General features: G+C 64.4%; 20 protein-coding genes. 11 read left to right on the top strand and 9 right to left on the bottom strand.

Going from position 1 to position 20,749, the window contains the following annotated elements; translation table 11 throughout:
* The first annotated feature begins 31 nt into the window (after window positions 1–31).
* The 6 genes from prmC to KIT10_01910 all read left to right on the top strand — a co-directional run bounded on the left by prmC (window position 32) and on the right by KIT10_01910 (window position 5,767).
* Window positions 32–889: a peptide chain release factor N(5)-glutamine methyltransferase gene (prmC, locus tag KIT10_01885; protein ID MCW5897991.1), complete on the top strand. Its 858-nt coding sequence runs from the start codon at window positions 32–34 to the stop codon at window positions 887–889.
* Window positions 886–1,533: a hypothetical protein gene (locus KIT10_01890; protein MCW5897992.1), complete on the top strand. Its 648-nt coding sequence runs from the start codon at window positions 886–888 to the stop codon at window positions 1,531–1,533. The genes prmC and KIT10_01890 overlap by 4 nt, the downstream gene beginning before the upstream one ends.
* A complete protein-coding gene (ligA, locus tag KIT10_01895) occupies window positions 1,523–3,544 on the top strand; it encodes an NAD-dependent DNA ligase LigA (protein MCW5897993.1) in 2,022 nt (673 codons plus the stop codon). Before KIT10_01890 ends, ligA begins: the two co-directional genes overlap by 11 nt.
* A complete protein-coding gene (locus KIT10_01900; protein ID MCW5897994.1) occupies window positions 3,541–4,110 on the top strand; it encodes a hypothetical protein in 570 nt (189 codons plus the stop codon). The genes ligA and KIT10_01900 overlap by 4 nt, the downstream gene beginning before the upstream one ends.
* Before the next feature lie 47 nt (window positions 4,111–4,157).
* On the top strand, window positions 4,158–5,051 hold the full coding sequence (gene dapA / locus KIT10_01905) for a 4-hydroxy-tetrahydrodipicolinate synthase (GenBank protein MCW5897995.1): 894 nt from the start codon (window positions 4,158–4,160) through the stop codon (window positions 5,049–5,051).
* Window positions 5,052–5,167: 116 nt separating this feature from the next.
* The gene (locus tag KIT10_01910; GenBank protein MCW5897996.1) at window positions 5,168–5,767 is read left to right on the top strand and encodes a 3'-5' exonuclease; all 600 of its coding nucleotides are present in this window, start codon (window positions 5,168–5,170) and stop codon (window positions 5,765–5,767) included.
* A 55-nt stretch (window positions 5,768–5,822) separates the two neighbouring features.
* Here KIT10_01910 and KIT10_01915 read toward each other — a convergent pair whose 3' ends face one another.
* Complete coding sequence (locus KIT10_01915) at window positions 5,823–6,269, bottom strand: hypothetical protein (GenBank protein ID MCW5897997.1); 447 nt, start codon at window positions 6,267–6,269, stop codon at window positions 5,823–5,825.
* 132 nt (window positions 6,270–6,401) lie between these two features.
* Here KIT10_01915 and KIT10_01920 point away from each other — a divergent pair, with 132 nt between their 5' ends.
* From KIT10_01920 to KIT10_01930, 3 genes are read left to right on the top strand one after another with little or no spacing between them, the layout of a single operon-like run.
* A complete protein-coding gene (locus tag KIT10_01920) occupies window positions 6,402–7,208 on the top strand; it encodes a rhomboid family intramembrane serine protease (protein ID MCW5897998.1) in 807 nt (268 codons plus the stop codon).
* 48 nt (window positions 7,209–7,256) lie between these two features.
* Window positions 7,257–9,950: an HAD-IC family P-type ATPase gene (locus KIT10_01925; protein MCW5897999.1), complete on the top strand. Its 2,694-nt coding sequence runs from the start codon at window positions 7,257–7,259 to the stop codon at window positions 9,948–9,950.
* 53 nt (window positions 9,951–10,003) lie between these two features.
* Window positions 10,004–11,299 (top strand): acetyl-CoA hydrolase/transferase family protein, encoded by a 1,296-nt coding sequence (locus tag KIT10_01930; protein ID MCW5898000.1) that lies wholly within the window; start codon window positions 10,004–10,006, stop codon window positions 11,297–11,299.
* 6 nt (window positions 11,300–11,305) lie between these two features.
* On the opposite strand, the gene KIT10_01935 is transcribed toward KIT10_01930, so the two are convergent.
* The 8 genes from KIT10_01935 to KIT10_01970 all read right to left on the bottom strand — a co-directional run bounded on the left by KIT10_01935 (window position 11,306) and on the right by KIT10_01970 (window position 18,733).
* Complete coding sequence (locus tag KIT10_01935) at window positions 11,306–11,716, bottom strand: META domain-containing protein (protein MCW5898001.1); 411 nt, start codon at window positions 11,714–11,716, stop codon at window positions 11,306–11,308.
* A gap of 105 nt (window positions 11,717–11,821) precedes the next feature.
* A complete protein-coding gene (gene dnaN, locus KIT10_01940; protein ID MCW5898002.1) occupies window positions 11,822–12,943 on the bottom strand; it encodes a DNA polymerase III subunit beta in 1,122 nt (373 codons plus the stop codon).
* A 128-nt stretch (window positions 12,944–13,071) separates the two neighbouring features.
* Window positions 13,072–14,088: a hypothetical protein gene (locus tag KIT10_01945; GenBank protein MCW5898003.1), complete on the bottom strand. Its 1,017-nt coding sequence runs from the start codon at window positions 14,086–14,088 to the stop codon at window positions 13,072–13,074.
* On the bottom strand, window positions 14,085–15,839 hold the full coding sequence (gldG, locus tag KIT10_01950) for a gliding motility-associated ABC transporter substrate-binding protein GldG (GenBank protein ID MCW5898004.1): 1,755 nt from the start codon (window positions 15,837–15,839) through the stop codon (window positions 14,085–14,087). Before gldG ends, KIT10_01945 begins: the two co-directional genes overlap by 4 nt.
* Window position 15,840: 1 nt before the next feature.
* Entirely contained in the window at window positions 15,841–16,566 is a 726-nt protein-coding gene (gene gldF, locus KIT10_01955; GenBank protein ID MCW5898005.1) for a gliding motility-associated ABC transporter permease subunit GldF, read from the bottom strand.
* 126 nt (window positions 16,567–16,692) lie between these two features.
* Window positions 16,693–17,562 (bottom strand): tetratricopeptide repeat protein, encoded by an 870-nt coding sequence (locus KIT10_01960; GenBank protein ID MCW5898006.1) that lies wholly within the window; start codon window positions 17,560–17,562, stop codon window positions 16,693–16,695.
* Window positions 17,563–17,591: 29 nt separating this feature from the next.
* Complete coding sequence (locus KIT10_01965) at window positions 17,592–17,888, bottom strand: antibiotic biosynthesis monooxygenase (protein MCW5898007.1); 297 nt, start codon at window positions 17,886–17,888, stop codon at window positions 17,592–17,594.
* A gap of 47 nt (window positions 17,889–17,935) precedes the next feature.
* Window positions 17,936–18,733, bottom strand: a complete 798-nt coding sequence (locus tag KIT10_01970; GenBank protein ID MCW5898008.1) for an SAM-dependent chlorinase/fluorinase — start codon at window positions 18,731–18,733, stop codon at window positions 17,936–17,938.
* Window positions 18,734–18,837: 104 nt separating this feature from the next.
* Between KIT10_01970 and KIT10_01975 the strand changes: the two genes are divergently transcribed.
* Both KIT10_01975 and KIT10_01980 read left to right on the top strand, forming a co-directional pair.
* Entirely contained in the window at window positions 18,838–19,794 is a 957-nt protein-coding gene (locus KIT10_01975) for a PhoH family protein (GenBank protein MCW5898009.1), read from the top strand.
* 23 nt (window positions 19,795–19,817) lie between these two features.
* On the top strand, window positions 19,818–20,747 hold the full coding sequence (locus tag KIT10_01980) for a phosphoribosylaminoimidazolesuccinocarboxamide synthase (protein MCW5898010.1): 930 nt from the start codon (window positions 19,818–19,820) through the stop codon (window positions 20,745–20,747).
* Window positions 20,748–20,749: the final 2 nt, after the last annotated feature.

Below are 20,749 nucleotides of genomic sequence, written 5' to 3' on the forward strand. Positions count from 1 at the left end.
CGTTCCTGCAAGGAGACCCTACGCCACCACCATGCGCACAGCGGACAACCGCGTGGATACCATGCTCGCCCTCTATGGCAGCACCCTCTCCGGCCACTATGCCGAAGGGGAGGTGCGGGCCATCGCGCGGGCGGTGTTCCAGCATCGGCTGGGATGGGATGCCGCACGGTTGGAACTGGGGCGCGGCGAACGGCTCAGTGAAAGCGAGCTGCTTCAGGTCTACCAGCCGCTGCAACGGCTGCGTGCCGGGGAGCCCTTGCAGTATGTGCTGGGGTCGGTCATGTTCCACGGACTCGATCTGGAAGTGGGACCCGGCGTGCTGATCCCGAGGCCGGAGACGGAAGAGTTGGTGGAACGTATCATCACCAGTGGCACACCGCCCACGGTGGTCGCCGACCTCGGCACGGGCAGTGGATGCATCGCCCTCGCCTTGAAGCGCGCTTTTCCGCTGGCGGAAGTGCATGGCATCGATATCTCGCCCGATGCGCTGGCGATCGCGCAGCGCAATGCCGGTCGCCACGGACTGGAGGTGCACTGGCATCTCGCGGATATGCTCGATCCCCGGTTCGAGCTTCCGGAAGGGACCGACCTGGTGGTGAGCAATCCACCCTATGTGCCACGCGCGGAGGAAGGCACGTTGACCGAACAGGTGCGCGTCCATGAACCCCACGTGGCGCTCTTCGTGGAGAACGACGATCCGCTCCGCTTCTTCCGTGCGATCGGACAGACCGCGCATGATGCGCTTCCCAAGGGCGGTCATCTCTGGTTCGAGGGGCACTACCGGCATGCCGATGCGGTGGGCGAGTTCTTGCGTGGCCTTGGCTTCGCGCAGGTGGATACGATCATGGACCTCAGCGGCAATCCGCGCTTCATCCACGCTGTACGATGAGGGCCGCGCATGTCATCCTGGTCGGGGCATGGTTGACCTGTGCTGGTGGCGCCGCGGCCCAGCCCGGTGAACAGGCCCGGGAGGGCATGGCCTACCGCGTCCTCTTCAACTTCGACTTCCGCCGCACTTTCGTCAATGCCGAACCGGTGCGCTTCTATGGCTTCAGGATCGGTGCGCAGCGCGGCAAGGACATCGTGGCCGTGGGCTTCTATGGATTGGGTGACGCCTACCTGCGCCGCGATGTGGAGCTCGATGGACTGGGCACGCGCGACCTGAACACCAACTTCGACTATGTGGGCCTGACCTACGAGCGTTTGCTGGTGGACGCGAAACGCTGGCAGATCGGTGTGCCGGTCGCCCTCGGTCTGGGCAACTACAAGACCAGCTACCGCGACAGCGCCGATGTGTTCCGGGCCTGGAGTACCAATGAGCTGGTGCCGGTGGAGGCCACACTGCACGTGGACTACAACGTGTTCTGGTGGGCCTTTATCGGGGTGGGCGGCGGCTACCGGCATGTGCTCGCGGCCGATCGTGACGTCACCGTCTCGCTGAGCGACTGGACCTATTACATCAAAGCCGGGCTGCGTTTCGGCGAGATCGTGAAGCGCGCCCGCAAGGAATTCCTACGCAACGATGGATCGTGAACAGGCGGCGCGACGGATGCGGGAACTGGCCCGCGAGCTGGAGTACCACAACCACCGGTACTACGTATTAGCGCGACCGGTCATCAGCGACCAGCAGTTCGACTTTCTGCTGAAGGAACTCGAAGGGCTTGAAGCGCGATACCCTGACCTGGCCGACCCCAACAGCCCCACGCAGCGGGTGGGGGGCGACATCACGAAGAACTTCCCCACCGTGGCGCACCGCTGGCCCATGCGCTCGCTGAGCAACAGCTACAGCCGCGAGGAGGTGGAGGAGTTCGTGGCGCGGGTGGAGCGCGAGATCGGCCGCACCACCTATTGCATGGAGTTGAAGTACGATGGCGTGGCCATCAGCCTCGCTTATGTGGATGGTGCGCTGGTGCGTGCCCTCACCCGGGGTGATGGCGAGAAGGGCGAGGAGATCACCGCCAACGTGCGCACGGTGCGATCGATCCCTCTCACCTTGCAGGGTAAGGACTGGCCGAAGGACTTCGAGGTGCGTGGCGAGGTGGTCTACACCCGGCAGCGCTTCGAACAACTCAATGCCCAACGCATCGCCGATGGGGAGGAGCCTTACGCCAATCCACGGAACACCGCCGCCGGCACCCTGAAGCTGCAGGACCCCAAGGAGGTGTCCCGCCGCGGACTCAGCAACTACATCTATGGTGTGCAGGGCGAGCAACTGCCCACGCGCAGCCATTACGACAACATCCGCCAGGCGGGCGAATGGGGCTTCCACGTGCCCGACCCCGCAAAGGCCATGATCGGCAAGGCCGATGACGTGGCCGGCATCATGGACTTCATCGACCATTGGGACAAGCACCGCCACACTTTGCAGGTGGACATCGACGGCGTGGTGGTGAAGGTGGACGACCTGGACATCCAGGAGGAACTCGGTCTCACGGCCAAGAGTCCCCGCTGGGCCATCGCCTACAAGTTCGCCGCCGAGCAGGCCGTGACGCGGCTGGAGAACGTGGCCTACCAGGTGGGCCGCACTGGTGCCATCACACCCGTGGCGGAACTCGTCCCGGTGCAACTGGCAGGCACCACAGTGAAGCGGGCCAGCCTGCACAACGCCGACCAGATCGCCAAGCTGGGCCTGCATATCGGTGACCTGGTGCAGGTGGAGAAGGGCGGGGAGATCATTCCCAAGATCGTGGCTGTGGTGGTGGACCAACGACCGCATGGCGCCTTACCGGTGGTCTTCCCCGAGCATTGTCCCGAGTGCGGCGCGGCGCTCATCCGTTTGGAAGGTGAAGCGCAGCACTACTGCCCCAACGAGCACCAGTGTCCGCCGCAGATCACCCGCCGGATCGAGCACTTCGTGTCGCGCAAGGCCATGGACATCGAAGGTCTTGGCGGCGAGACCGTGGAGGAACTTTTCAAGGCGGGCCTGATCCGCGATGTGGCCGATCTGTACGACCTGAAGGAGGAACAGCTGCTGGCGCTGGGCAAAGGTTGGGGCGAGAAGAGTGCGCGACTGGTGGTGGGCGGTGTGGCGAAGAGCCGGGAAGCGCCCTTCGAGCGGGTGTTGTTCGCCATCGGCATCCGGCACGTGGGCGAGACCGTGGCGAAGAAACTGGCCCGTGCCGTGGGCAGCATGGTCCGGCTGATGGCCATGAGCAGGGAGGAACTCACCGCGCTGGACGAGGTGGGCCCGGTGATCGCCGAGAGCATCGTGGACTTCTTCGCCGTGGCGGGCAACCGCGCGATCATCGACCGGCTGCGGGCGAATGGCCTGCGCATGGCGCTGGATCCCGCGGAGATCCCGGAGGTGGGGGAAAAGCTGAAAGGTCTCACCTTCGTGGTGTCGGGCGTTTTCCGCAATTTCAGCCGCGACGGCATCAAGGAGACCATCGAACGCAACGGGGGCAAGGTGAGCGGTTCCATTTCCAGCAAGACCAGCTACGTGGTGGCGGGCGCCGACATGGGCCCCGCCAAACGCGCCAAGGCCGAGCAACTCGGCGTACCGGTGATCGACGAGGATGCCTTCACGCGCATGATCGAAGCATGAAGCTGCTGGACCGCATCAAGGAATGGATGGGCATCCGCAGGCTGCTCCGCGAACTGCCCGCGGAGCGCAAGCCCATCGCCCGCAACCTGGGGCTGGCCCGCAAAGTGGGCATCGTGTACCTGGTGGAGGATGAGGCGGCGCACAACCACGTGCGCAACTACGTCAAGCGCATCAAGGACGAGCTGGGCATCAACAACATCATGGCCCTGGGCTTCTCCGATGAGAAGGTGCTGCCACACTACCTGCACGCCAAGCTCAATTTCGACGCCATCTGCCAGAAGGACCTCAACTGGTACCGCATACCGCAGGGCAACACGGTGAAGAACTTCATGGCCGAGGAATACGAGATCCTCATCGACCTCACCCTGCAGGACCGCCTGCCCATCCAGTACGTCATGGCCGGCAGCCGGGCGCGCTTCAAGGTGGGCCGCCTCAGCGAAAGCAACAAGCGCATCCTGGACATGATGATCGACATGGCCGGGTCGCAAAGCCTCCCGCAACTCATCCAGCAGGTGCACCATTACCTCATGATGGTCAACGCCAAGCCGGAGCCTTCGATGAACTGATCGCCGCATCGTCCGTACCGCAACCCCCTCAACTTCCAGCTTCCTTCATGGACCCCCGCTTCCAAGGCCTCGGCGTAGCCCTCGTCACACCCTTCCGCTCCAATGGCCAGGTCGACTATGCCGGCCTGGAGAAGCTCATCGAGCACCAGATCGCCGGCGGGGTGGACTATGTGGTGAGCATGGGCACCACGGGAGAAAGCGTCACGCTCACCAAACCCGAGAAGAAGGAACTGCTCGCGCAGACCATCGCCTTCGTGCGCAACCGCGTGCCGGTGGTGCTGGGCGTGGGCGGCAACAATACGGCGGAGGTTATCGAGGCGCTCGGCGGCTTCGAGATGGACGGTGTGGACGCCATCCTCAGCGTGAGCCCCTACTACAACAAGCCCACGCAGGAAGGCATCTACCAGCACTACAAGGCCATCGCCCAGGTGGCGCTGCGGCCCATCATCCTCTACAACGTACCCGGCCGCACCGGCAGCAACATCACCGCCGAGACCACACTGCGTCTCGCGCGCGACTTCAGGAACATCATCGCCATCAAGGAGGCCAGTGCCAACCTGGACCAGATGGGCCGCATTCTCAAGCATCGCCCCAAGGGCTTCATGCTCATCAGCGGCGACGATGCGCTCACGCTGCCGATCATCGCCCTCGGCGGAGAAGGTGTGATCAGCGTGGTGGGCAATGCCCTGCCGAACGAATTCAGCACCCTGGTCCACGCGGCGTTGAAAGGCGATCTCGCCACCGCGCGCCGCGAACACCTGCGCTTGATCGAGGTCATCGACCTGCTCTTCGCCGAGGGCAATCCCGGAGGCATCAAGCATGTGCTGAAGGTGCTCGGCATCTGCGGCGACACCATGCGGCTTCCATTGGTGAACATCAGCGAAGCCACGGCGGGAAAGCTGTACAAGGCACTGGCGGACGCGGAGGTGGTGAAGTTGTGAGCCGGGTGCATGGAGGGATCATCGCCACGCCGTGGCGGATCTCCATGGACGTTTCGGATCGATCTCCATCCTTGTGCCGGCTTGGATAGGCGGCCGTACCTAACTTTTGGCGCCCCATGGATCTCCTCGCCCTCGACTTCGAGACCGCCACGCCGCAGCCAGACAGCCCCTGCGAGCTGGGCATCGCCATTGTGCGGGGCGGTGTGGTGCGCGAGGTGCGCAACTGGCTGATAAAGCCGCCGCAATGGCCATACTTCAGTCCCTGGAACATCGCCGTGCATGGCATCACGCCGCAGGATGTGGCCGACGCACCACGCTGGCGCGACATCTGGAACGAGGTGTCGGAACTGCTGCATGGGAAGGTGGTGGTGGCCCACAATGCGGCCTTCGACATGACCGTGCTGCGCAGCACGTTGACCAGCCATGCGCTCCAGCCGCCCACCTTCCAGTACTTCTGCAGTGTGAGCATGGCCCGGCGCGTGTGGCCGGGGCATCGGTCCTATGGGTTGGGGCCGATGTGCGCTTTCCATGGCATCCCGTTGAAGCACCACCGTGCCGGCAACGACGCCGAGGCCACCGCCGAACTGGTGCTGCGCGCCACCGATCAGAGCCCTTCCTTCGACATCACACGGTTCCTGCTGGACCACAAGGTGAAGGTGGGAGGCTTCATGCCGGGCATGCACCGCACACCAAGCGGCAAGGTCACGCGGATCTGATCCGCCGCGGTGCGCAGGCCCATCGGGCGCGGACCTTCAACCACCTGACATGCTACTACTCCAACTCCACATACATCTTCCTGATCCGCATCAATGGACCGGGGCAATGGGTGCCGTGGCAGTTGGCGCAGCTCTGGACCAACGCGTTGTAAAGGCGCGGCCGCTCCTGGGCGTCGCTCGCGTATAGCAGATCGAGCTTGGCCAGATAGTCGCGGCCGAAGGTGGGATAGGTGATCGGATCGATGTGCATACCCTCGGTGGGCGTGGCCGTGAAGAGCCTGGCGAACTCCTCCGGGAAGGCCGGCAGATCGGCGCCCCGTGACATCGTGGCCTTCACGCTGTCCACATGGGCCGCCATCGCCCGCATCAGCAAGGCCAGTTCGCTGGCGTCATCGGGGTCGGGAGCATGGGAGGTCGCCGTTCCGGTGTCGGCCTGCCGCGCGAAGCAACCCACGATGGCGATCGTCAACAACAGCACACTCAGATGACCAGGTCGTGTCATGGCGGCAAAGTAACGCAAGCCGCGGGCCTGCCACGATGACCGGCGCACGGAAGAGGCCCGGGAATTGACCATCTTGTTCCAATGCATCATGAGCCGGTCCATCAAACTGCTCCTCCCGGGCGATCCCGGCTGATGACGGCGGCCATCCTGCCGGCGCTCGGCGTGGCCCTGCTTTGGATGGTCCACTTGGTGGGTGCGGCCTACGACATCGATCTCGGCCGCTATGGCATCCTGCCGCGCCATCTGGATGGTCTGCCGGGCATCCTCCTCGCGCCATTCATCCATGGCGACCTGGAGCATCTCTTCAACAATTCACTTCCCGTGCTTTTCCTCGGCTGGGGATTGATGTATTTCTATCCACGGATCGCCCTGCGCGTGACCCTGGCCACCTGGCTGCTGGGCGGAGCGTGGGTGTGGATAAGCGCGCGGGGCAACTACCACATCGGCGCCAGTGGGGTGGTGTACGGCCTGGCCGCATTCCTCTTCCTCAGTGGCGTGCTGCGCCGGCAGCGCACGCTCATGGCGCTTTCGCTGCTCGTGGCCTTCCTCTATGGCAGCATGGTCTGGGGCATCTTCCCGATCGTGCCGCGCATCAGTTGGGAGAGCCACCTGTGGGGCGCGGTGGCAGGGGCGGTCATGGCCGTGCTCCATCGCAAGGTGCCGCCCGCCGTGCAGGATCCCGTTCGGCCGCCGGATGATGATGATGATGAGGTGGAGGAGGCTGATGATGATGGATCGTCGGCACCTGCGCCTGCTACGATGGGCCGTACGAGCACCACGGCGCGTGTCCCATTGCGCATCGTCTATCACCACGACCCCGGCGATGAGGTGGATGATGCGGAATTGGCCTGGCGCCGCGACCTGGCCGGCCGCGATGCCGGCATGGCGCCGGACGACATGGCCGACACCTGGTTCGACGACGAGGAGCCACGTTACTGACCGCCATCACGCCCGGGTATCTTGTCACGGCATTCCTTGTGCCTGCCGATGAAGGACCTTGACGCCCACCATCTCACCGCGGAGGAAGCACTCACCCAGTGGCATTCCTCCGTGGCCGGTCTGAGCGATCAGGAGGTCGCTGGTCGTCGTGCACGCACCGGCCCCAATGTCATCCCCGAGGCCGGCAAGCGCCACTGGGTCTTCCTTCTACTGAAGCAGTTCAAGAGCCTGCTGATCCTCATCCTGGCCATCGCGGCCTTCATCTCCTGGCTCACCGACCACGAGGTGGACATGTGGGTGATCATCGGCATCATCCTCATCAACGCGGCCATCGGGTTCTTCCAGGAGTACCGCGCCGAGAAGGCGGTGGAAGCGTTGCGCGACATGCTGGCGCCCACGGCCAAGGTGCGGCGCGCGGGCAGGCTCTGCACCGTGCCCGCTCGGGAACTCGTGCCCGGGGACATCATCGTGCTGGAAGAGGGCGACCAGATCCCCGCCGACGCGCTGGTGCTGGAGGCGAAGGACCTGCGCTGCATCGAAGCGGCGCTCACGGGCGAATCGGTGCCTGTGGGCAAACGCGTCGGCGCACTGCCGAAGGAGACCTTGATGGCCGACCGGAGGAACATGCTGTGGAAGAGCACGCATGTGGCGGGTGGCAGTGCCGTGGGCTTGGTCACCGCCACAGGCCTGGCCACGCAGATCGGCAGGATCGCCGGCTCGCTCACCGCGATCAAGGAGGTGAAGACCCACTTCCGCGAGAAGACCGACAAGCTGGCCAGGCAGATGGCCCTGATCGCCATCATCAGCGCGTCCTCGCTCTTCGGCCTGGGCTACGCCTTCCACAGCATGGCGGTCGATGACCTGCTGCTGGTGTCCATCGCCGCGCTGGTGTCGGCCATTCCCGAAGGGCTCCCCGCCGTGCTCACCATCGTGCTGGCCGTGGGCGCCCATCGCATGGCGAAGCGCAAGGCCATCATCCGGGAATTCACCGCCACCGAAACGCTGGGGGCGGTGAGCGTGATCCTCACCGACAAGACCGGCACCCTCACCCAGAACGTGCTCGCCGTGGAACGCGTGGCCCTGCCCTTCGGCCGGGAGCGTCGTGTCACAGGCAGCGGATGGTCGCCCATCGGCAATGTGATGGAAGGCGATGAAGTGCTGGACGCGGAGGAGCTTTCCGACATGGACCCGCTGCTGCGCGTGGCGGCCCTGTGCAACAACGCACAGGTGGAGCATGACAAGGACAGCGACCAGTACGCGTTGGTGGGCGATCCCACGGAGGGTGCGCTGCTGGTGCTTGCCCGCAAGGCGGATGGCAGCGACAGGCACCAGGGCTGGAAGCGCGTGGACGACCTGCCCTTCAACTCGGAGCTGAAGCTGCGCGCCACGCTGGTGCAGCGCGAAGGCAGGCGGCAACTGCTGGTGGTGGGCGCTCCGGAGAAGCTGCTCGCCCTCTGCGACAAGGCCTGGGACGGCCGCGAAGCCATGCCGATGGAGGAGGCCCGGCGTGTCGCGATCCACCAGCGCATCGAGGCGTGGAGCGGGCAGGCCTACCGGGTCATCGCCCTCGCCTTCCGGGATGCGGAGGAGGAGGCCATCGACAAGACGGGGATCGCGGGTCTCACCATGGCGGGCCTTGTCGGCATGATCGATCCGCCGCGCGAGGATGTGCCCGCCGCGGTGGAGGCCTGTCATGGCGCCGGCATCCGCGTGATCATGGCCACGGGCGACCACATCAATACAGCGGTGGCCATCGGGCGCTCCATCGGCATCATCCGCAAGGACGTGAGACCCGGTGCCACGCTCGCCCTCAACGAGCAGCAACTGGAGAAGCTGGACGAGGCCGAGTTCGACCGTGCCGTGCGCGCAGTGAACGTTTTCGCGCGCCTCACACCAGCCATGAAGCTGCGCATCGCCGAGCGCCTGCAGCACATGGGCGAACTGGTGGCCATGACCGGCGACGGCGTGAACGACGCCCCCGCGCTGAAGAAGGCCGACGTGGGCATCGCCATGGGCATCAACGGCACCGACGTGGCGCGCGGATCCGCGCAGGTGGTGCTGGCCGATGACAACTTCACCAGCATCGTGCATGCCGTGGAGGAGGGCCGCATCGTGTTCACCAACGCGCGGCAGACCAGCTTCTACCTGCTCACCACCAACTTCGCCGAGATCACCACCCTGCTCACCACCGTGGTCATGGGCCTGCCCATCCCGCTCACCGCCACACAGATCCTCTGGCTCAACCTGGTGACCGATGGGCTGTGCGACAAGGCGTTGGCCGTGGAGCAGGGCCACGGCGACGTGCTGGGCCAGAAACCGCTGAGGCGTGGCGAGAACATCCTCACCGGCGAGGTGGTGCCCTTCATCCTGATGACCGCCGTGCTCATGGCCGTGCTGGCCATCGTCGCCTTCAAGTTCTTCCTGCCACAGGGCGTGGAGAAGGCCCGCACCGCCGCCTTCGTGGTCATGGCCTTCTCGCAACTCTACAACGCCTTCAACCTGCGCTCCATCAAACGCTCCATCTTCCGCATCGGCGTGTTCAGCAACAAGTGGTTCAACTGGGCCATCGCGGTATCGATCATCATCCAGGTGGCCATCATCGAGATCCCCTTCCTCCAGGACCTCTTCCACTTCAAGACGCTCGACTTCCTGGAGTTCCTGGTCCTTGCATTGGCCGGATCGCTGATCCTGGTGGCGGGGGAGGTGTTCAAGTATATGCGGCAGAACTTGGCGGGCAGATAGTTGAATGTCGATGGATCGCGGTTCGCCCTGGATCGTGACCTCGTCGATCTTCGATGCACAATAGAACAGAACGGATGATCACACCTCAGCAAGCGGTCACAGCGGTCAAACCCGGCGACCGCGTCTTCGTCCACGGCAGTGCCGCCACGCCGCTCACCTTGCTCCACGCGCTCTTCGATCGGGCCGCGGAGCTGCGCGATGTGGAGATCATCAGCATCAGCACCCTGGGCGACATCGGCCTGGACAAGCCCGGCGTGAAGGATGCCTTCTTCATCAACTCGCTCTTCGTATCGGCCAATGTGCGGCAGGTGGTGAACACCGAGCATGGCGACTACGTGCCGGTCTTCCTCAGCGAGATCCCACGCCTGTTCGACCGGGGCATCATGCCCATCGATGTGGCCCTGGTGCACGTGTCGCCGCCCGACCGCCATGGGCTGTGCTCGCTGGGTGTGAGCGTGGATGTGGCGCGGGCCGCCGTGCGCAACGCCAAGGTCCTCATCGGCCAGGTGAACCACAACATGCCGCGCACGCATGGCGAAGGACATGTCCACATCGGCCGCTTCCACGCGCTGGTGGAGGTGGACGATGCCCTGCCCGAGGTGGACTACCGCACCCGCATCGGCGACTGTGAGCGGGCCATCGCCATGCGTTGCGCCGAACTCATCGAGGACGGCAGCACCCTGCAGATGGGCATCGGCGCCATTCCGGACGCCATCCTCGGCGCGTTGGAGAGCCACAAGGACCTGGGCATCCACACCGAGATGTGCTCCAACGGCATCATGCCCTTGCTGGAGAAAGGCGCGATCAACAACCGGTTCAAGAAGAAACATCCCGGCCGCACGGTCACCAGCTTCGCACTGGGCAGCCGGAAGCTTTACGATCTCTTCCACGACAATCCCGAGTTCGCCTTCCTCGATGCGCAGTACGTGAACGACGGCAAGGTGATCCGCGAGAATCCCAAGGTGGTGGCCATCAACAGCGCCATCGAGATGGACCTCACCGGCCAGGTCTGCGCGGACAGCATCGGCACCTGGCAGTACAGCGGGGTGGGTGGGCAGATGGACTTCATGCGCGGCGCGGCGCTCAGCCCAGGCGGCAAACCCATCATCGCCATGGCCAGCACCACCGGCAAAGGCATCAGCAAGATCGTGCCCTACCTGAAGGAAGGCGCCGGCGTGGTGACCACGCGGGCGCATATGCACTGGGTGGTCACCGAGTACGGCACGGCCTACCTGTACGGGAAGAATCTTCGGCAGCGCGCCGAGGCGCTCATCGCCATAGCGCATCCCGACCATCGGGAGATGCTGGCGAAGGCGGCCTTCGAGCGATTCGGGAAGGGACGGGGATGATCGCGCCTACTCCGCCCGCAAAGTGGCCACGTTGGTGCCGCCCTGTTGCAGCTTCAGATCGCGGCCATCCAGCTTGTAGCTGTCCACCCGTCCCAGCGCGGACTTGATCTCGTCCTCGATGCGCTGCGTGTTCTCGCAGTACATCTTGGTGCTTCCCACGCCGGGGAAGCTCAGGCGCTCACCGGCCAGTTCGTACGTGCCCATCAGCCGGTTGCAGCCCCCGAAGCCCTGCAGGCCGTCGGCGGTCAGTTGCACCCAGGGCTGTTCCACGCCGTCGGGCATCTTCAACGCGCTGCCGCCCACGCTCTGGAACACCCATTTGCGGTCCAGCAGCGAGGCCTTGCCATCGCCGCCCTCCTTGCATTTGTTGGCGCTCAGGATCATCCCGATCGCCAGAAGCATCATCAGTTGTTTCATGGTCGCCTTGGTCTGGTGGCTCTTTTCAACAGGTCCGATCCCTATGGTCGGTGCTACATCTGGCAATGATCGGTCCACAACCCTGCCCGCAGGCAGGCTTCAACCTCAATTGTTCAACATCACCGGCATCACCAGCATCAGCACGTCCTCGCCAACTTCTCCGGCTTCGCCGGGCAGCAGGATGCCCGCCCGGTTCGGCGCGCTCATCTCCAGCACCACATGTTCGGTCTCCAGGTTGTTGAGCATGTCCAGCAGGAAGCGCGAATTGAAGCCGATGGTGATCTCCTCGCCCTCGTAGGAGCAGGTGAGCGTTTCCTTGGCCTCGTTGGCGAAATCCAGGTCCTCGGCGCTCACCGTGAGCGCGCTGCCGTTGATGTGCAGGCGCACCTGGTGGGTGGTCTTGTTGGCGAAGATGCTCACCCGGCGGATGGAACTGAGGAAGGCCTGCCGGTCGATGGTGAGCTTGTTGGGGTTGGTCTTGGGGATGACGGCCTCGTAGTTGGGGTACTTGCCGTCGATCAAGCGGCACACCAGCACCGTGTTGTCGAACCGGAAGGCGGCGTTGTTGTCATTGAACTCGAGGATCACCTCGGCGTTGGTGCCGGAGAGCGTGTTCTTCAGCAGGTTCAGCGGCTTCTTGGGCACGATGAAGGAGGCCGAGCGGGGCGCCTGCACATCAGTGCGCTTGTAGCGGACGAGCTTGTGCGCGTCGGTGGCCACGAAGCGCACGTCCTCTTCGGTGAGTTCGAAGAAGATGCCGCTCATCACCGGACGCAGGTCATCATTGCCGGTGGCGAAGATGGACTTGTTGATGGCGGTGGCCAGCGTGCCGGCGGGGATGCTGAGCTTGGTGGCGTCCTCCAGCACGGGGCTCTTGGGGAACTCGGCACCACTGAAGCCGGTCATCTTGTACTTGCCCTGGTCGCTGCTGATGTCCACCCCGTGGTGTTTGCCATCGATGTTGAAGGTGAGCGGCTGCTCGGGGAAGGCCTTCAGCGTGTCCAGCAGCAGGCGGGCGGGGATGGCCACGCTGCCCTTGTCCTTGGCCTCCACGGGCATGGTGGCCGTGATGGTGGTCTCCAGGTCGCTGGCCGTGATGGTGAGCTGCTTGCCTTCGATCTCGAAAAGGAAGTTGTCCAGGATGGGCAGCGTGTTGCTGCTGGCGAGCACACCTTGGAGCACCTGCAGTTGTTTGAGCAGGGCGGTGCTGGATACGATGAATTTCATCGGGTAAGAAGGTCGTTTTTTGAGGTCGGGCAAAGTTAGCCGGGCACTTTCCCGGCCTTGGCCTGTTTTATCAACAAGGGCGGGCGTTTATCCACAGGTGTGGATAAGTCCGGAAAGCCTTGTGGATGCTAAGGAAGGAGGAACTCGCGCGGCTGGAGCACCACGTCGAACATCTGCCGCTGGACGGTCACCAGCAGGGTGTCCTGCACCAGGGCCTGCATGCGCACTTTGTCATGCTCGGCCTGCACGGCTTCCGGCGCGGTGAGGTCGCCCTCGTAGGGTTTCCACCAGAACTTGATGCGCTTGGTGCCACCGTCGCGGGCGGTGATGGCCAGCACGTGGCTGGGTGGCGTGGCGATGAGGGAGTCGCGTTGGCGGCGGTCCAGGTTGCGCTCGATGTACTCGTAGTTGAGTTGCTCAAAGGCCAGCAAATAGCCCTTCACCAGCAAGGTGTCCGTGGGCAGTGCGCGGCCATCCGGGGCCAGGAGCCGCACCACGCCCGGGGCGGGATGTTCCACGCGGTAGGAGGCGTCGGGTTCGCCCGTGAGCGTCATCTCCACGGCGGCCACTTCGTACACGTCGTCGAAGGCGTACACCTCGGTGTCGCGCCAGGTGTCCAGATCGGCGTGGAAGCGGGTGTTGAGCACGCCGGTGAAACGGCTCATGCCCATGATGAAGGGCGAGGAGCTGCGGCCGATGCCGGGTTTCTCCAGCAGCATGTAGGTGCCGAAATGGTCCTTGGTGCCGTGCCCCACGATCCAGACCTTCTCGGGCTTCTTCCCGCCGGTATAGATCTCCACCTTGCTGGCCGAAGCGCTCATCACCCGCAGCACGTTCTCCTCGGCGCTCTTGGGCACCGGGGCTTTCACCTCCACGCGCAGGAAGGTGCGCAGCAGCAGGTCCACCTCATGCTTCTTGGCCTTGTAGATGTCGTTGAGCGACCAGCTCCCATCGGGCCGCCGGCGCAGGTCCACCCATTTGCCGTTGTGCTCGGCGATGAAGATGCGGTCCACCTGGCTGGTGTCGGCGACCATGAAATCGCTCAGGGGGCGGTCCAGCGTGGTGCTGCCACGCGATCCGGCGAGGTACCAGGCCGTGGCGCCCAGGGCGACAAGCAGTAGGAATAGGAGGAGGCGTCGGTTCATGCTTGGCTGTATCGGCGGCGGCGGAAATAGTGGAAAAGCAGGCCCGCGAGGACGGACACCAGCACGGGTGCGGCGGTGTTGAAGGCCTGCAGGTAGGCGCGTTCCAGCACGGTCCGTTCGGGATCGAGCTGCCGCAGGGTGATGGCCCGTGAGCGGATGCTGATCAGGCTGTGGTCGTCCAGCAGGTAGTTCATGGCGTTCACCAGGAACTCGCGGTTGCCGTAGATCTTGGCGTTGGCGTAGCGGTCGTAGCCCAGCATGTAGTACATGCCTTTCTCGTGGTCCACGCGGTTGGCGATCACCTCGCCGTCGCCCACCACCAGTTGCGCGGTGCGCTTGCCCTGTTCGCGGTAGCCCCACAGGCGCAGCGTGTCGGGCGCCACCAGCAGGCGGTCCGCGTAGGCACTGGTGAAGGCGCCTTCGAGCAGCACGGCGAAAGGCTGGTAGGGCGTGGCGTTGCGGTCCAGGCCCAGGTCCATCTCCACGATGTTCAGGCTCACCCGCACGGGGTTGCGCATGATGCGCGAATAGGGCGAACTGGTGAGCAGCACGGTCTTGCGGATCCCTTCCGCCGCCACGGTGTCCAGGCTGCTGGCGAAACGCAGGTGCACCGGATCGATGTTGGACACGATGGGGTGGGTGCTCTCGGGGATGGAGACCGGCTCGAAGTACCAGGGGAAACGCTCCAGTTTGCGCTGGTTGCCGTAAGGCTGGGTCCAGATCTCGATCGGGGCGCAGCTCTTGTCCAGCACCAGGTCCTTGTTCACGCGCACCCCGTAGGCGAAGAGCAGGTCGTCCAAGCCGTGCTCCATGGGCGTGGCGATGGAGAACTGGTTCTTCCGAAGGCTGTCCAGGTGGGCGTTCATGCCGTCCACCAGCCAGAGCACCTTGCCGCCGTTCATCACGAACTGGTCGATGACGTACTTGTCGCGGCCATCGAAGGGCTTTTCCGGCTTGGCCACCACCAACGCATCGTAGCTGTTCACGCGGTAGTTGCCGCCTTCCAGCGGCTTGCTCAACGCATCGATCTTGCCGTTGATGCGCACGCGATCCACCTCGTAGGTCTCCTTCAGCGCGTTGGTCACATCCATCACATACAACTCGGGCAGTTCACCGTTGCCCTCCAGGAAGGCGATGCGGGGCTTGTGCAGGGTGGACGCCTGGCGGAAGGCACTGGCCAGCTCGTATTCGAGGTTGTTGATCGAGCGGTTGACTATCTCGGCGTCGGGTGTGCGCAACTGGGTCTTCAGCAATTGCACCGGCACCGTCTTGTCGCGGTAGGTCACCAGGGCGCCGGGAAAGACGATGCGCTCGGTGAAAGCGCCCTTGTCGCGCAGGCGGATGCTGCTGTAGCGCAGGCCTTGCTTCTGCAGGTCGTCGTAGACCTCGTTGCGGGTGCGTTCGTCCTCGCTGGCGCTGGGGTCGATGAAGGTGTACTGGATGTGCTCGGGGTTCCACACGCGCATCTCGTCCAGCAGGTCCCGCGTGGCCTGCGAGAGTTGGCGCAGATCGGCCGGCAGGGCCCCGTGGAGGTAAACGCGCACATACACCACGTCATCCAGCCCCACCACCATCTCGCGCGTGGCATCGGTGAGGGTGTAGCGCTTCTCGCTGGTGAGGTCGGCACGCAGCCGGACGAAGGAGCCGATGAAGAGCACCAGCAGCACGATGCCGATGCCCGCACCGAGTTCGAGCAGGTCGCCCGCCCGCCCGCCGCGTGTTCCGCCCGATCCGGAGAGGAGGCCCTTCATGCTACCACTTGCGGCTTTGCAGCGCGGTGCGCGTGAGCAACAGGAAGATGGCGATCACCGCCAGGTAGTAGAGCACGTCGCGCAGGTCGATCACACCGCGGCTCATGCTCATGTAATGGGCCTGTATGCCGATGGACTTGATGGGGCCCTCCAGCGCACCGAAGACCTGGAAATCGGCGATGAGGTCGAAACCCAGATAGAGGAAGAAGCACAGGAAGACGGCGATGAGGAAGGCCACGATCTGGCTGTCGGTGATGGCCGAGGCGAAGATGCCCACCGCGGCGAAACAGGCGCCCAGGAAGAGCAGGCCAGCGTAGGAGCCCAGCGTGCCGCCCACGTCCACGTTGCCGCGCGGCACGGCCAGGTCGTGGATGCTGTACCAGTAGAACAGGGTGGGCAGCAGCGCCAGCACCACCAGCATCACGGCGGCGATGTACTTGGCGCCCACCACCTGCAGTTCAGTGAGCGGCTTGGTGAGCAGGAACTCGATGGTGCCCGTGCGCCGCTCCTCGCTGAAGCTGCGCATGGTGACGGCCGGCACCAGGAAGAGGAAGACCCAGGGGGCGATGAAGAACAGCGGGGCCAGATCGGCATAGCCGCGGTCCAGCACATTGTCGGGGAAGACCCAGAGGAAAAGGCCGGTGAGGAGGAGGAACACCACCACGGTGATGTGGCCGATCAGCGAACCCAGGAAGCCCCGTACCTCTTTGGCGATGAGCGCGTACATGCTTGAAGCGGGCGCCAAGATACACGCGGGGTCGGCCGGGCTTGATGCCGTTCCCTGGCCCAAAGGGTTGGAGGTCGGGACAGTTGGACGTTGCCTGCGACCTTCAACCTTCAACTGCCCTCAGCCTCAGAACTCAATGACCATCTGCCTGCGCTTCTTCACCGGCTTCTTCGGGATCTTCGCCTCGTCGGTGTTGCAGTAGTTGCGTACGATGAAGACGGCATCACGGTCGCCCAGTTCGGCGCTCTTCCGCCAATCGGCGCAGGCCGCCTCCTTGTCCTCCAAGCGATAGTGGCAGTCCGCGCGGTAGTAGTAGGCCTCTTTCAGGTCCTCGCCACTGGCGATCACGGCCGTGAAGCGCTCGATCGCCTCGGGGAAGCGTTCCATCTCGAAGAGCAGGATCGCCGCGCTGAGCTGGCCGCCGGGGATCCCGGGCTTCAGTTGCAGGGCGGACTCGATATCCTCCAACCCGGCCGCTTCCTTGAACATCTCACCGCGGACCACACCGCGCAGGAAGAGGGCGTCGGCGTTGTCGGGCCTCAGCTTCAGGGCCTTGTCCAGATCGCGCAGGGCACCTTCGTTGTTGCGGCCCAGGTAGCTGGCACAGGCGCGGTTGTAATAAGCGTCAGGGTCATCGGGGGCCAGCTTCAGGGCACGGTCGGTGTCGCGGTAGGCCTCTTTCAAGCGGCCCTCAGTGATGTACACCGCGGAACGGCTGACATACAGACGCGCGTCGCTGTCGTCCTGCTTCTCGGCCTTGGTATAGTCCACCAAGGCACCGTGCAGGTTGTTGCTGCGCTGTTTGATGTCGCCCCGCAGTTTGTAGCCTCCGGGGATGGTGGCGTCCAGCGCGATGGCGCTGTCGGCGTGCGCCAGGGCCAGGACCATGTCCTCGGCGGCATAGGCGACACGGGCGCGTTCCAGGTGGTCGAAGGCCTCGTCCTGTGCGGCAAGCAGCATGGGGAGGATCAAGAAGAGCAGGCAAGTGCTACGCATAGGGCGAAGTTCGGGGATCGGCGCGGATGTCAGGGCAGGTGCTCCAGCCGGTCCAGGGTCCAGGCTTCGGCCGGTGCGGCGAAGAGGCGCTTTACCACGGGCCATACCGAAGCGAAGACCTCCGAGACGCGGTAGGCTTCCAGGTCGGCCGGACCATCCCAATGGCTGTAGGTGAAGAATATCCGCGGGTCGTCCACATCGCGCAGCAATTCCAGGTGGCGGCAACCCGGAAAGGACCGGATACGCGGCTTCCAACCGGCGAACAGCTCCAGAAAGCGGTCCTCCTGGCCGGCCTGAAAGGTCATTTTCACCACGCGTACCACCATGTCCTGCGTCGTCTTGTCCGCTGTTCCACCGGCCTCCAACGGCCTGGTCATCGAAAATCCACCCTGACGGGATCCTCCACCTGCACGCCGAAAAGCTGGGAGAAACCGCCACCCACACCGGGCGCGCCCTTGTTCACGGCGATCTCCAGCAGGCCGTTCTCGCCGAAGAAGGCCAGCTTCTCACCGGATGGCACATCGCCATAGCGTTTGTCCAGGCGCGTGATGGCATCGCCCGGCCGGCCGAAGCCGATCCGGAAATTCCTTCCACCACCGATGTCATCGAAGAGCCTGCGGCGGATGTTGGTGATCACGTTCCCGTAGTGGTCGATATGGACCACCTTGCCGCGGATGCTGTTGGCGTCGGTGGCGGGCTGGAAGCCGATCTGCTCGCGCACCCCGGCCATCTGCCGGCCGATGACCTCGGGCTTGCCGCCGCGCGCCAGATGTGCGGCCACCTTCACGAAAACGCTTCGCACCGGGAAGGTCGCATGGTCGTCATCCAGCTTCATGGTCAGTTCCCATGCCGCCTGGGGCTGTCCTTCGAAGAGGAGCGAGAAGATGCCATTGTCGGTGCCCACGAAGTAGTGGCCCTGGTGGCGCACCACCACATGGGGCTCATGGGGCCCACTTTCGGGATCCACCCCGATGATGTGGATGCTGCCCTCCGGGAAGGCCGGCCAGGCGCTGCGCAGCACGAAGGCGGCCTCGGCGTTGTTGAAAGGCGTGATGCCGTGGCTGATGTCCACCATGCGGGCCTCGGGCAGCTCGCGGTAGAGTGCGGCCTTCACCACGGCCACATAGTGGTCCTTGTGGCCCATGTCGGTGGTGAATGTGATGATGGCCATGGCGATGGCGATACGGAGCCCTTCCGGCGGATTACCTTCGGCCACCAAAATTCCGGGGCCGCCCAAGGCCGCCCGAAGTCGAACCCCGGCGAGTTATCCACCGCTTGAGCGAGAAACTCATCACCATCGAAGGCACCGATCCCGTGGAGGTGCTTGGCGCCAACGACGCCAATCTGCGTATCATCCGCGGCATCTTTCCCAAGCTCAACATCGTGGCCCGGGGAGACACCCTGAAGGTGACCGGTGCCGCCGATGACATCGCCCTGTTCGAGGAGCGTTTCGCCCAATTGGTGGAGCATGTGGCCAGGTACAACGAGCTGCCGCGCAAGGTGCTGGACGACATCATGGGCACGGGCGAACGCGGCGATGGTGCCGATGACGAACAGGTGCTGGTCTACGGCAATTCCGGCTTGCGGATCAAGGCGCGCACGCCCAACCAACAGCGCTTGGTGGAGGCCGTGCGCCAGGCGGACATGGTCTTCGCCGTGGGGCCGGCCGGGACGGGCAAGACCTACACCGCCGTGGCATTGGCCGTGCAGGCCTTGAAGGAGCGCAAGGTGCGGCGCATCATCCTCACCCGGCCCGCTGTGGAGGCGGGGGAGAACCTGGGCTTCCTGCCCGGCGACCTGCGCGAAAAACTCGACCCCTACCTGCAGCCGCTCTACGACGCGCTCAAGGACATGATCCCCGCCTCGCGCCTGGCCACCCATCTGGAGGAGGGTGTCATCCAGATCGCACCGCTGGCCTTCATGCGCGGCCGCACATTGGACCATGCCTTCGTGATATTGGACGAGGCCCAGAACGCCACGCTGCCCCAGTTGAAGATGTTCCTCACGCGCATGGGGCGCAACGCCAAATTCGTCATCACCGGGGACATGACCCAGGTGGACCTGCCGGAACGACAGCCCAGCGGCCTGCTGCCGGCCGTGGACATGCTGCGCGGCGTGGAGGGCATCACCGTGGTGGAACTGGACGAACGCGACATCATCCGCCACGAGCTCGTCACGCGCGTGCTCAAGGCCTTCAAGGAATTGGAGGACAACAAAGGGAGACCCGCATGACCACCACGCTGCCCGGCACGTTGATGCGATCCGAGATACGCCACCCGCGCATCACCGGGGTATACCGCGGCAAGGTGCGCGATGTGTACACCCTGGACGATGGCCGTATCATGCTCGTGGCGAGCGACCGCATCAGCGCTTTCGACGTGGTGTTGCCGCGCGGCATACCGCACAAGGGGCAGGTCCTGAGCCAGCTCAGCTGGTACATGTTGCGGGCCACGGCCCACGTGGCACCCAACTGGGCCCAGGCGCAGCCCGACCCCAACGTGGTGGTGGGCGTGGCCTGCGAAACGGTGAAGGTGGAGATGGTGGTGCGCGGCTACCTGGCGGGCCATGCCTGGCGCACCTACAACAGCGGCCAGCGCATGCTCTGTGGCGCGCTGATGCCCGATGGCCTGCGCGAAAGCGACCGATTCCCCGAACCGCTGGTGACCCCGAGCACCAAGGCCGATGCGGGCCATGATGAGGACATCACCCCGGATGAGATCGTGGCGCGTGGGCTGTGCACCGAAGCGGAATGGGAAACCATGCGCCGATACGCCCTCGGCCTCTTCGCCGAAGGATCACGCATCGCCGCGGAGCGCGGCCTGCTGCTGGTGGACACCAAGTATGAGTTCGGCCGCACACCCTCCGGGGAATTGCTGCTCATCGACGAGGTCCACACGCCGGACAGTTCGCGCTACTTCCATGCGGAGGGCTATGCCGGACGCCAGGCGCGCGGCGAAAGGCAGAAGCAGCTGAGCAAGGAGTTCGTGCGCGAATGGCTCATCGCCGGCGGCTTCATGGGCCGGGAGGGCCAGCAGGTGCCGGAGATGGACGATGACTTCGTGCGCAGCGTCACCGACCGCTACGTGGAACTGTACGAACGAGTGACCGGTGAGACCTTCCGCCCGGCGCCCACGGAGGACATCGGCGCGAGGATCCAGCGCGCCGTGGAGGAATTCCTCGGTTGAAG

Source organism: Flavobacteriales bacterium (assembly GCA_026129465.1).
Taxonomy (GTDB): Bacteria; Bacteroidota; Bacteroidia; order Flavobacteriales_F; family PHOS-HE28; genus PHOS-HE28.